Here is a 12629-nt window from a genome sequence, read left to right as displayed (position 1 = left end):
GGCAATTACGCCATTTGAAATTCTGTAAATTCTTAGATATTATTCGTCCGTAATAACATTTAAACATATTTAAATAAATGTTTAACATAATATGTCAGGCTATGTCTTATACTTGACTTTACAACTATTTAAAATATTTTTCCTGAAAATAATTGAAATTACAGTGTTGTAACAATATTATTATGTGGGTACACTAATAATTCATATATTTTATTTCTATTTTATTCTATATTTCAGGTATTTCTAATGATTATTACAATGCAAATATTTATTAATGTGGGTACACTATATTATTGATGGTATATTACACATTCAAACGATCGGGGAAGAACAGGTATCTGGTGCTGAGGTGGAAGAAAAGGATAAATGGCGTGCCTACAATAGTTAAGGAGATCAGCGTTGGCACAGCTGAGAACCTTGCAAAGATGCTTGAGGACAGCATGGAAAATATTATGCTGAAAAGCTACAGTGCAGGTTCTGCACTTGCTTCACTTTATATGGATAAGGCACTGGGCTTAAGGGATATTGTTAACAATGCAATGGGCCATAAGGGAAATGGAATGTCCCCTGGAGATTATTTGCTGTTATTTATTATGAACAGGCTATCAGAACCATGCTCCAAGAATAGTATAGGGAAATGGATGAAAAGGAATTATGCATCCATAATATTCCCTGAAGCATCCTCACAGGATTTCTGGAATATAATGGACAGGTTTGCTGATAAGAATATAAAGAATATAATGGATAGGGTAAGGGATAGAATTATGGAAATGGGGTATAATACAGGAGATATATTCTTTGATGCATCCAATATGTACACATTCATGGAGGAGAACAGCATAGCCAAGAAGGGGCATAATAAGAAGCACAGGTATGATTTAAATCAGGTATCATACTATATAGCTTCAACATACGACTACATACCACTGTATGGAGAAGCCTACCCTGGCAATATTCATGATTCCAGAACATTTGAAAATATTGTAAAGAATATACCTGAAGATTCAACGCTTATATTTGACAGGGGCTACAATTCAAAGGATAATATTGATATGATTTCTAACAGAAGGTACATAGGTGCATTGAAACAATCAGACAACCATAGCATAATGGAGATCAATGTAAAGGAAGATTCGTATATTGAATTAATAAGGAATGTTTACGGGAAAGACCATAGAATTATACTGTACCATTCAAAATCACTGGAAACAAGAAAGAAAAACAAGTTTATGAAGCATCTGGCAAAGGTAATGGTGAAAGCAAAGAAGATTATTGATTCAGGTGATTCAGATTCCATGGAGAAAGCAAGAATATACCTGGAATCAGAGCACCTGAATGAAACAATACTATTGCCATCACTGGAGATTGACGGTGAAAGGATGGAATACCGTATATCAATGATGGGAAAGAATGCAATATTCACAAATATTATAGATAAGGATGCAGAAAGCATAGTAGAATTGTATAAAAAGAGGGCAAGGGTAGAGCACTGCTTCAGGACAATAAATGCAAAGGGCATTGCATTTCCACTATACCACTGGACACCACAGAAGATAAAGGTGCATATGTTCTTCTCATTGATGGCATACTTGTTTTTAGCATTAATTTATAATGAAATACATAGGAATAGCAAAACAGCTTCATTAATATCTACTATTGATTACCTAAAAGATATCAATATCAATTATGCCATTAAGGGGAAGATAGTAACAACTAAAATAGAATGCAAATCGGATATTGCAGTGCTGATAAAGGATACTATGGAATTTGAAAAACTGGCAAAGTATTAGTGCACCCACAGAAGATTATTTAGAGAATATTGAAAAAGCTTAGTCTATGGCAAATAAAAATTATATGGATGTAAAGTCAAGTTATATGAAAAATAATAGGATGTGGTAAGTAAAAGTAAAGTATTAAAGGTGAAGTTTAAATGTATATTTTAGCAGTAATATCAACTATAGTTATTTTGATTTTAAGCTTAGGGCTGTCGATTTTAATTTCCTCAAATTATATAAGGAAGAAACAATTAAATTTACTGGCATGGACCCTAGGACTCTGGGTATTTTCAATTTCAGTAGCGCTTGAAGTTGTATTCTCAACAAATTATGAGACATCTCTGTTGATGAAATCATATCTAATTCTGGTATCAGTACTTGTGGAACTCCTTGCCCTCGGGTCAGTTCTGCTTCTTAAAAAGCATAATATTACAATTTATTATGGCATTTATATGATAATATCAACTGTTTTCGTTATAGTTTCTGCACTAATTTCCCACGTGGGAGATATAGTAACCCATGGTGTTGTATATGGGGTCCTCCCTATATTAATATCCATATCGTCGATAACTGTAACATTCCCGGCGGCTATTCTGCTTATCTTAATCTCTCTGAGCAGTTATGTTAAGACAAAGAATCCAAAATTGTTAAGCATTGTTGTAGGAGTTATAATAGTGAGCGTTGCAGGTACATTATATATTGTTGAATTCCCGGCTTTTCTATACTACGCAGAATTCTTCGGTATATTGCTTCTATGGATAGGTTTTGTGGATTTCAAGGTACTGAAAAGCCTCTTTAAAACGCATAATAATATTGCCCCGAAAAAAGAATAAGTTATTGAAATACCATAAATCCAGGGATTTCGAATAATATTAATGAATATTCAATAGCTTATAAAATTTATATATACTAAAGCGTTCCTTTCCCTTAACTCATATATACTCTTTAACATATTTGTCCGGGCCGTAGGTGTAATCGGTGCGGCTTCATAGTATGTTTTCGGGTATGAAACCGGGGAAAATATACCTGTAGAAGAAATAAATGCGTAAACATCAGGCATGTTAATTTACCATATTTAATGGCTAGAGCAATTACATTCAGTTAAAAGAATAATCACACAATTCAATTTGATGTAATTTCCATAGTTTAATAGAAAAAATTTATCTACTTTTAGCGATATCAATTGTTATTAAATGGATAATACAGTAGAAAATCTGAGCAGGGCTGGAATTGGATACATAAAAAGAGGTTCTATATATGCAATTATCGTTGCTATTCTGGACATTCCCCTATATATTCTGGAATTCCTGTTTATATCCCGGTTCACAGGAATTATAAATTCGGTAACATCAAATGGCCTGCATATGCCCGCAGGAGAGTATTATATATTTTACACATTAATGTTAATAAGCCTTGCTGGCTTAATTATATTGACATTCGGCATAGCCAATTATAGAGAAGGATTTCGAAATTTCAAGGGTCTGGATACACGTTTCTCCAAACCATTTTCATATTCAAAATATGTTATTATGTTATATATTATATTTATTATTGTTTATGTATTTATACTCGCATTCTTGCCGGCTTCTAACCAAAACATTCATTTTCCAGCCCTTTCTTCATCCAGCACATTAGCACATGTTTTTCTGGTGCTTTTACTTATATCGGCGTTAATTGTTTTAATTATTTCAGTGCTGGCTTTAGTTGGGTTTATATACATTCTTATCGGTTTATATAGGTTTTCAGGAATGGTACACCAGGAAGTTGGAGAGTTAGGTGCAATACTATATATTATCCCTATTGCAAATATTGTCTCACCATTCTTAATCTATGTTGCATCGTCAAGAGCTGAAAAATTGAGAGTTCCAGATGAATGAGACCCTCTTTTTGCCAATAGAATAAAAATTTCATGAAAAGATTAATAGAAATACGATTATCAGGTATTATGGCCGGTAGATTAGACGGAATACCAATTATATCTGAGAAAGAGAAACCTGAAAAACCCGTTTTTTGCATAAATTATGTAGATAAATCATATGACCCTATGGAAGATTTTTCAATATATTCATATGGAAAGTGGGTAAAATCACATCCTGTACCTGAAGACAAATACGTGTATGACGCATCCACTGAACTTATGGAATGGAATAACTTTATACTTGGGAAAATTTTAGAATCATGTGCACGAAATAGCCAGAACCCTGCGGAAAGAGCCCTGGGTGATTTCTACATATCTATTATGGATGTAGATGGAATTGAAAAGAATGGTTTTAAGCCAGTTAGCAGATTTATGGAAATAATTGATAGGATAGATAGCAAAAACAATATTATTGAAACTTTTGGAGAATTCAATACTATGGGCATTTCAGGATTGTTCTCATTTGACTCCATGCCCGATGAGAAGAACAGTTCTGTTTACGCATGTTATCTAAATCAGGATGGCTTATCATTGCCAAATCGTGATTACTATTTTGATGACTCATTTAAGGAAATAAGGGCGCAATACATAAATCATATAAAAAATATGTTCATTCTATACGGATTTGACGATAAAACATCAGAGAATATGGGAAATACAGTATTAAAAATTGAAACAAGCCTTGCATTAAAAAGCAGGTCTCCTGTTGAACTCAGGGACCCGGATAAAAATTATAACCGGTTCCAGTTTAATGATATAGAGAAGGAATTCCCGGGGTTGCGCCATAGAGAATACTTTTCAAAAATAGGTTTAACCGGTTTAGATTACATCATAATAGGCCAACCAGAATTCTTCCGTGACCTGGACTCTATTATTCAACAATATACACTGGATGACTGGAAAATTTACATGAAATGGAATGTACTTAACTCTGCAGCCCCGTTCCTGTTCGGGGATGTTGAAATGGAGCATTTTGATTTCTTCCAGAGAAAATTGCTGGGGCAGCAATTGCCTGCTAAAAGATGGAAAAAGGCGGTTTCAATTATCGATAGTTTTATGGGCGAGGCACTGGGCAAAATTTATGTGGAAAAGCAATTCGGAGAGGATTCAAAGAGAAGGATGGATGATATGATTGAAGATCTGAAGGAGGTTTTTATTGAAAGAATCAATAATTTATCATGGATGGGCAGGGAAACTAAGGAAAAGGCACTGGAAAAATTTAGCAAATTCAGGGCTAAGGTTGGATATCCATCTAAATACATAGATTATTCATCTATAAAAATAAGTCAGGATAGACTCTTCGAAAATATTATAAATTGCAATAAATTCGAGCTGGAAAGAGAGACTAAAAGAATAGGGAAGCCTGTGGATAAGGAACTCTGGGAAATGACTCCACCAACTGTAAATGCATATTTTTCTCCTACAGACAATGAAATTGTTTTTCCTGCCGGAATTCTCCAGCCCCCGTTTTTTGACCCTGAAATGGATGATGCTGTAAACTATGGGGCTACCGGCGCTACAATAGCACATGAAATATCCCATGGTTTCGATGACGAGGGAAGAAAATATGATTTGAACGGAAATCTGAATGACTGGTGGACACCGGAAGATGATAAAGCCTTTACAGAGAAGGCGAAGAGTGTTGTTGAGCTGTATAATTCCATTGAAGCCTTGCCCGGTATCCATGTAAATGGTCCATTAACACTTGGGGAAAATATAGCGGATATCGGCGGGGTGAGCATAGCATTTGAGGCACTTGAACACAGGTTAAAGAAAAACCCGGAATTAAGGAAAGTAATAGACGGATATACACCGGAGCAAAGATTTTTCATGGGTTGGGCACAGAGCTGGAGAACTACTGTAAAGGATGAGGCACTAAAATGGCAGATTCTTAACGATGTCCATTCCCCGGAAAAAATCAGGGCTGAAATACCTGCTTATGTAAATCCAAACTTCCAGCACACTTTCACTGGCTTGTCAAATAATAATCTCAAATACCGCGAAATAATTATCTGGTAAATTTACCCTGCAAGCAGATTATTTACTGGAAACATTAAATTTCATACTTTGCAGGAAATTTCTGTAAAATTAACCTGTAACTTTATATTATATGCAGGATGGCAAATAACCGGGACTGTAATAGTTTATTTTATTTCAATACGTATTAGAAAAAAAATGATATTGAATATTGCAATATTAGATTACTATGGATCAACTTTTAGAAAATGTAAAAATAAAAATGAAAAACTCAAACTATTTATCTTCAATTAAGGAAAAACTTCTGGATTATTCAGAGATAATAAAAAAGCTATACCAGTTTTCATTATACAAATCATATGAAGATATTAATATTAATTATTATGGCTATAAATTATACATTGACTTTGATTTCAAGCCAGATGTGCAGATAAAATTTGTTCAGCATATTCATACAAATAACTCGGCTGATGTTTTTTTCGAATTTATGAAATATGAGGATGTTAAACTTGAAAGAAAGGCAAAAAATGCTGTAGCTGCGGATGAATTAATTAACAGGCAATTCAACAATGTTAAGAGTTCAACACTTGTATTTAATCTAACAATAAATGAGGTCGATATAATTATAATATCTGATAAACAATATGAGACTGTACTGGAGAAAGATTGTGATTTTCAAATAGAAAATTAAATTACGGATAAACTATCATCGTTCTCTTAATGCCCTGTTGTCCTGTATTATTCCAGATTAATTTTTTTTATAAATCATATACCACATGCTGCCATCTTTAACTGCATAATTGTTTTTTATTCCATGACTCTTTACCTTGCTCATTGGAATTTCAAGTTGTTCCGGGCTATGGGGATTTGTTTTTCCGGCCGATTCAGGACCCCAATCAGCTATGATAATGGTCCCCGATGTAACTCTATTTATTTCATCCAGTGCCTTAATTATATCTTTAAAGTGATGAGCAGAGAAAAGTGATATTGTTGTTGTAAATTCATTATCCCTGAACGGTAGATTCTCTGCATATGCATTCATCAATTTTAATCTATTTTCATAAATTTCGGTTAAAAATGTGTTTTTTAACTCATCAAACCTCCATGTTTCCGGGTCTATACTTGTAATTTTTAGATCTTTATTATTTATCAATGCCTTAATTACAATCCCAAACCCGGTACCAATATCTAAAACATTGTTGCCGGTAACAAGCGGGCTAATTTTCTCCATTATTTCATCCATTGATCGTTCTTCCATAGTTTCATCTCTTTTATTTTAATATAATTGAAATCAATTTAAAATATAAACCCTATGTCAAATACAATAGTTAATGGGAGCCAGTGACTATGAATGCTATTCATATCAACTAACATCCAGTATTTTTCATTTATAGCGGTTAAAGAAATCTATTGTTTCTTTATACTGCGTAATCATATGATCCTTCTCTGTAAATCCATGCCCTTCCCTGGGGTAAACTAATAATCTTACAGATTTGCCATGTTCCTTCAAAAATCTGTAAAACTCATAATACTGCCCTATGGGAACATATGGATCTTCCACCCCGTGCATCAGCAATACAGGAGTTTTTACATCATGATCCATTCTTATTGCGGAAAATCCATCGTATTTTTTGAAATTATAGGGGTCATCATTCATATGTACCTGATCCCAGTTATAGAGATTGGATACACCGTGGAAACTAATCCAGTCAGAAATTCCGTAGAGCGAAACAGAAGCTTTGAATATATCTGATTTCATTATCGCCAGAGCGGAAATATACCCGCCATATGAACCACCTGTTATATATATTCTATCGGTCTTTATTTTTCCCTGTTTCTTAAGATAATTTATTCCAGTAATAACATCTTCAAAATCCATGCCGCCCATATCTCCCCGATTTGATTCAGCGTATTGCCTGCCCATTCCTATGCTTCCCCTGTAATTAGGGAGGAACACTGAAAATCCGGCACCGAGATACATTGTTGTCCTGTCTATGAATGCAGGATAGGAAAAGGATGTAGGCCCTCCATGTATGTATACAATTACAGGTTTTTCGGAGCCTTCCGATCTGAAGAAGCCGTAGATATCCTTGCCATCTGAGGATTTCCATTCTACGAGTTCTGATGGATACGCCTTAAGGTTCTGCAGCTCACTATTTATTCCAGATCTGCTAACCTTTCCAGATTCTACACGCACGATTTCTGCTATTTCCTTTTCATTGGAATACGGAAATACAAATATATTCCCATTGGTTGAAAATGCAGGTGAAAATACAGGATATACAATTCCGCTCCCCTTCCATATAGCTTTTCCGGATTCCATATTTCTTATTGTAAATGTGCCCATGTGGTTTTCCAGTGCATACATAGAATTCTTGTGAAATTCAATGTGTGAATATGTTGTTTCTGAGCCCATTGTAATATTCTTAGCATGTCCATTTTCCAAAAGGATTATATCTCCGGATATGACACCCCTGTCGCTCATTATTGATTCAAGGAAAGCTGCCCTGTTTCCATTGACTGTAATTTTTCCAAGTTCCCTGAAATCCGGGTCATAAACCTTTTCTACCTTTCCATCCAGGTATATTTTCGAAACAGATGAATTGTACCAGCAACTCTCCATAGGTTTGCTGGATGTAACAGCGTATATATTTTCACCATCATTATCGAATTCCCATATGTGTATATTTCCGGTTATTTTTTTAATTCCATGTGAAAGGTCCAGCAAATACATTTCATTCAACGGATCATTTTCTTCAAAAAAGTAGGCATCTTCAGGGCTGCTGTGTTTTTTTACTGTGGCTGTGAAAAGTATTTTATCCCCCATCCACTTTGCCTGCTGTATTCCACCGTCAAATTTTATGTTAAGGTCTGAAAAGCCATTCCCTGTTATATGTATTCCATGCCCATCAGCATACAGTAGCCGGCCTGTATCTGAGATATCAATACATTTTATTCCAGTTCCCTGAATCACCCTCTCTGTTGAAAGGTCTTCCTTGAGAATGTAAATATACTTATTAAACTCCTTTTTCTTATAGTCTCTGTACGTGCTTCCCGCCAGTGCGGCAATACGTTTTCCCGTACTGTCGATTATAACATTTTCAATATTTTTTAATCTCAGAAGATCTTCTATTCTATGCCCTTCCATTGTTTTATAATTCAAATTAATATTAAAACTTGGTTATTGGATTTCCATTAAAGTAATTGCTTTATCACTGTTTTATTCAATTCTGTAAGCATTTATGATCTGGTTACCAATAAAATATAATGTTAAAATTAATTGCAAATATTATAATTTAAATTTGTTTTTCCACTCCATCTTTCATGTTATGAAATTCTCTCCACAGTTCTTCGGGGAAACTATCGCCTATCTTTTTGAAAAATGGTTCTATTTCGTTAAGTTCCTTTAACCATCCCGGATAATCTATCTCAAAGAGCTGCTCTAATTTGTTTTTGCCTAAATTTCCAGAGGCGAAATTAGCTATGTCGGGAATTAATCCAACAGGGGTTTCAATGGCATTTGCTTTTGCATCCAGCCTGCTGGCAATCCATTCAATAACCCTGAAATTCTCACTGAAGCCAGGCCAGATGAAATTTCCATCTGAATCTTTTCTGAACCAGTTCACATAAAAAATCTCAGGCCTGTGCTGTACTAGTTTTCCCATATCAAGCCAGTGCTGGAAGTAATCGCCTATGTTATACCCGCAGAACGGAATCATGGCCATAGGGTCGTTTCTCAATATTCCAACTTTTCCAGTTGTAGCAGCCGTTGTTTCAGCTCTTATCATTGCGCCGAAAAGCACGCCCTGCGCCCAGCTCTTTGCCTGCCTCACAAGCGGTATGAGATCACTGCGCCTGCCTCCGAATAACATAGCGTCAATTTTCAAGCCTTCATTATCATAGAATTTACTAGAAAGATACGGGTAATTCTTTATTGGTGTAGTAAAACGTGAGTTTGGATGGGCCGCATTCTTTAAATCCGTAGTTAAATTGCCATGCCAGTCATATACCTCACTTACAGAAGGGTCAAGTGAATACCACCAGGGTTTGCCATCCGTTGTTAGTGCAGTGTTTGTAAAAATTGTATCCCTATTGAATGCTTTCATTGCATTGGGATTTGTTGTTGCATTGGTGCCAGGTGCAACACCGAAAAATCCATATTCAGGGTTAATTGCGTATAGCGAGTCATTATTGATATGCATCCATATAATATCATCACTCAATAGTTGCGCATCCCAGCCAGCCATATCAGTAGGAGTCCGTATCATAGATAGGTTCGTTTTGCCACTGGCGCTTGGAAAAGCTCCTGAGATGCCGTATTTTCTCCCGCTGGGTGATGTAACTTCAAGTGCCATCATATGTTCTGCCATCCTTGAGTTGTCCCTTGCGTGTACACTTGCTATTCTCAGCGCGTAGCCTTTTTTGGTCAGGAGGGCATTTCCGCCATATGCGGTATTTACACTAATTATCAGGTCTTCATCTGTGAAATGTGCAATGTATCTGTTATTTTTATCCAGGGTACCGGTTACATGGATTGCTACCACATATTTGCCTGTATTTTCAATACGGTTTATGGCTTCTTTTCCAACAAGCGATATTTTTATTAAGTTAATTACAACATATGGATTATCTGTAATCTGTATGCCCGCTTCACTGTATTTCGAACCTGCGGGGCCCAGAATAAATGGTACGATATACATGGTTTTATTCTTCATTGAACCTTTAATTAAATTGAAAATGCGGGATTTTAAGTGTTCTGGTTCCATCCAGTTATTTGTTGCACCAGCATTCTTCTCATCTAAACTGGATATGTATGTATCCTTCTCAGTCCTTGCAACATCATCTGGATTGCTCCTGTACAGGTAAGAATTACTGTAATATTTCCTATTCAATTCTATAAGTTCATGGTCTGTTGCCATTTCCCCTACCAGTTTTTTTTCATAAAAATCTGGGTCAGTAATAACAACAATATTCGCTGGTTCAAGCATTCTCACAAATGTTTCCAGTCTTCCATTCAATTCTGGATTTCTATGGAATAATAACATTTTTAGCTGATTTTCCGGATTTTTTGATATATTTTCTATATCACCCATATAGTTTGATGTGAATCCTGTTATATAAACCTGCTATAATTTTAAAAATTAATAAATAATATATTGAATTATTTATAAAACACTAAAAATTCTAATAACCGGCCTTTCCATTCTCCGGGTGTGGGACACTATTCTAATACCTCCCCATATTGAATAAATTGTGCCAGACATTGGTGCATAACAGTGCATTGCCTATCCTGTCATCCCTTCTCTGTGCCATATTCCATCCCAGCATCTTCTTGTCTGCTGCAAATCCTGATTCTGAATTGCTTCTTTTATGGTACTTTTCAAGGTAATTCATAGTGTCATTGAGAAATTCCCTTATTATAGATTTCCATTTATGTGAACCGTGCAATGTAGAATTCTTCTTAGGTATAATGTATACCTTTGTATCCCCTAATTTATCTACATATGAAGGTGATGAATAATACCTGTCAAGCCTTATAGAATCTATATTAATACCTATTTTGTTGACAATCCTCATTGCATTGTCATATGCATTTCTTTCAGATTTCATGCTTGTTCCGGAGGCTATATACATCCTTGTCCTTAAATCCATAATGGAAAAGGAATATGCAAACAATCTTTTTCTATGCCCTTTTGATTTTTTATCCTTATGTTCTTCCTTTCCAATTTCTTTATTCTCCTTTGCAAGGTCTTTCAACCTCTGTGCATAGGATTCGTAGTTCTTCTTTACTGTTAATGAATAGCCCGTGCCATCGCCTGTTGCATCTGAATTTGCAATATTCTTATTCTTCAGTAACAATACATGGAGATTGAATATGGCCATTACAACTTCATTGTCTGAATATAGCCTTTCTATTGTTTTATATGATACATCTATGCCTGAAAGCATAGAAAATATATCGAGCATATTAACAAACATCCTGTTTGATTCGCCAACAAGCTGTTTTATAAGTATTAATTTCACCCTCTGGGCAAGTAATAATGAATGTGGATGCCCTGGCCTTTTAGCAATATGCATAATGGATACGGCTTTTTCAATAAGGGGATCAAGTTCCTTCATTGCAGTTTTAATTCTCCGTGAAAACTCGGATTCGTATGTTCTCCAGTTTCTCCCCTTTTCCGGATGTTCCTGTACATACTTCTTCCCCAGTATATTGTTTATCTCCTCAAGTTTATACTGTATGTCCTCACTCCTGACAAGACCCATAGATAGATATATATACAATGTATATATACATTACTATGGGAAAAGTGGAAATACATGAGACAACAGAGGTCTCTATAAAAGGAATATATGGATTCATAGAGAGGAAAGTAACAAAGTTCGGATCGGGTGCAAAGGTGGATTGCCCTAAGGAATTTCTCGGCAAAAGGGTTTACATTGTAATAACCAGGGACGAATAATAGTGTCCCACACCCCCATTCTCCTAAAAACTTTAATAGTAAAAAAATATTAGTATTGAATTCATTTCTTATCGTTAAATATTATGTATTGTCTTATATAAAAATTCCATTGTACATTAAATTTATCTGATGATGAAAAATTTAAGCATATTTACGAATATAGCATCCAAAACCGGCAAACTATAAAAATTCCAAACGTATAAGGTATGGTGCTATGCCAAACACAATAGTGATATAAAAAGTAATATTCTTGTTAGGAAATAATAAAAACACAAGTTTTAGAAATCTGATTTTAATAATTTATCAGAATAGCTCGTGTTAAACGCAATGAATAATTATAATTCATAGTAAGGTTACTTTTTCCTTAACTATATAAAATATACCTCTGGAAGCCACCATTCTTATAATACTCAAACTCCGGGAGGATAGCGCTACACCATCTATCCAGTTCCCTCTGGTTCCGAGATGGCCATTTTATCAATGGAATGACCTGTA

The 12629-nt window shown here is 35.1% G+C and carries 10 protein-coding genes; 6 read left to right on the top strand and 4 right to left on the bottom strand.

Going from position 1 to position 12629, the window contains the following annotated elements; genetic code table 11:
• The first annotated feature begins 296 nt into the window (after positions 1-296).
• The 5 genes from FACI_RS00645 (at position 297) to FACI_RS00625 (ending at position 6361) form a co-directional block, all read left to right on the top strand.
• Positions 297-1790 carry an IS1634 family transposase gene (locus tag FACI_RS00645; RefSeq protein WP_009886151.1) on the top strand — a complete coding sequence of 498 codons (1494 nt, stop codon included), beginning with the start codon at positions 297-299 and terminating at the stop codon, positions 1788-1790.
• A 140-nt stretch (positions 1791-1930) separates the two neighbouring features.
• Complete coding sequence (locus tag FACI_RS00640) at positions 1931-2608, top strand: hypothetical protein (protein ID WP_009886150.1); 678 nt, start codon at positions 1931-1933, stop codon at positions 2606-2608.
• 360 nt (positions 2609-2968) lie between these two features.
• Positions 2969-3652, top strand: coding sequence for a DUF973 family protein (locus tag FACI_RS00635; RefSeq protein ID WP_009886148.1), 684 nt, complete (start codon positions 2969-2971; stop codon positions 3650-3652).
• A 68-nt stretch (positions 3653-3720) separates the two neighbouring features.
• Entirely contained in the window at positions 3721-5712 is a 1992-nt protein-coding gene (locus tag FACI_RS00630; RefSeq protein ID WP_009886147.1) for a M13 family metallopeptidase, read from the top strand.
• 187 nt (positions 5713-5899) lie between these two features.
• Entirely contained in the window at positions 5900-6361 is a 462-nt protein-coding gene (locus FACI_RS00625; RefSeq protein ID WP_009886146.1) for a hypothetical protein, read from the top strand.
• Positions 6362-6418: 57 nt separating this feature from the next.
• On the opposite strand, the gene FACI_RS00620 is transcribed toward FACI_RS00625, so the two are convergent.
• The 4 genes from FACI_RS00620 to FACI_RS09700 all read right to left on the bottom strand — a co-directional run bounded on the left by FACI_RS00620 (position 6419) and on the right by FACI_RS09700 (position 11937).
• The gene (locus FACI_RS00620; RefSeq protein ID WP_019841317.1) at positions 6419-6928 is read right to left on the bottom strand and encodes a class I SAM-dependent methyltransferase; all 510 of its coding nucleotides are present in this window, start codon (positions 6926-6928) and stop codon (positions 6419-6421) included.
• A gap of 126 nt (positions 6929-7054) precedes the next feature.
• A complete protein-coding gene (locus tag FACI_RS00615) occupies positions 7055-8818 on the bottom strand; it encodes an alpha/beta hydrolase family protein (RefSeq protein WP_009886144.1) in 1764 nt (587 codons plus the stop codon).
• A 148-nt stretch (positions 8819-8966) separates the two neighbouring features.
• Positions 8967-10763: a phosphoenolpyruvate carboxykinase (GTP) gene (locus tag FACI_RS00610; RefSeq protein ID WP_009886143.1), complete on the bottom strand. Its 1797-nt coding sequence runs from the start codon at positions 10761-10763 to the stop codon at positions 8967-8969.
• Between the two features lie 133 nt (positions 10764-10896).
• On the bottom strand, positions 10897-11937 hold the full coding sequence (locus FACI_RS09700) for an ISNCY-like element ISFac3 family transposase (RefSeq protein WP_009886142.1): 1041 nt from the start codon (positions 11935-11937) through the stop codon (positions 10897-10899).
• A 35-nt stretch (positions 11938-11972) separates the two neighbouring features.
• On the opposite strand from FACI_RS09700, the gene FACI_RS00600 reads away from it, so the two are divergent.
• The gene (locus FACI_RS00600) at positions 11973-12134 is read left to right on the top strand and encodes a DUF2080 family transposase-associated protein (RefSeq protein WP_009886141.1); all 162 of its coding nucleotides are present in this window, start codon (positions 11973-11975) and stop codon (positions 12132-12134) included.
• Positions 12135-12629 lie beyond the last annotated feature (495 nt).

The sequence above is a fragment of the Ferroplasma acidarmanus Fer1 genome (assembly GCF_000152265.2).
Taxonomy (GTDB): Archaea; Thermoplasmatota; Thermoplasmata; order Thermoplasmatales; family Thermoplasmataceae; genus Ferroplasma; species Ferroplasma acidiphilum.
The sequence above is the reverse complement of the archived record's forward strand: the minus strand, read 5'-3'. Positions and strand labels throughout refer to the sequence as shown.

Excerpts from the sequence above, each read along its gene's own strand:
- FACI_RS00645 (WP_009886151.1), top strand. The coding sequence starts at position 297 with ATGGTATATTACACATTCAAACGATCGGGGAAGAACAGGTATCTGGTG.
- FACI_RS00640 (WP_009886150.1), top strand. The coding sequence starts at position 1,931 with ATGTATATTTTAGCAGTAATATCAACTATAGTTATTTTGATTTTAAGC.
- FACI_RS00635 (WP_009886148.1), top strand. The coding sequence starts at position 2,969 with ATGGATAATACAGTAGAAAATCTGAGCAGGGCTGGAATTGGATACATA.
- FACI_RS00630 (WP_009886147.1), top strand. The coding sequence starts at position 3,721 with ATGGCCGGTAGATTAGACGGAATACCAATTATATCTGAGAAAGAGAAA.
- FACI_RS00625 (WP_009886146.1), top strand. The coding sequence starts at position 5,900 with ATGGATCAACTTTTAGAAAATGTAAAAATAAAAATGAAAAACTCAAAC.
- FACI_RS00620 (WP_019841317.1), bottom strand. The coding sequence starts at position 6,928 with ATGGAAGAACGATCAATGGATGAAATAATGGAGAAAATTAGCCCGCTT.
- FACI_RS00615 (WP_009886144.1), bottom strand. The coding sequence starts at position 8,818 with ATGGAAGGGCATAGAATAGAAGATCTTCTGAGATTAAAAAATATTGAA.
- FACI_RS00610 (WP_009886143.1), bottom strand. The coding sequence starts at position 10,763 with ATGGGTGATATAGAAAATATATCAAAAAATCCGGAAAATCAGCTAAAA.
- FACI_RS09700 (WP_009886142.1), bottom strand. The coding sequence starts at position 11,937 with ATGGGTCTTGTCAGGAGTGAGGACATACAGTATAAACTTGAGGAGATA.
- FACI_RS00600 (WP_009886141.1), top strand. The coding sequence starts at position 11,973 with ATGGGAAAAGTGGAAATACATGAGACAACAGAGGTCTCTATAAAAGGA.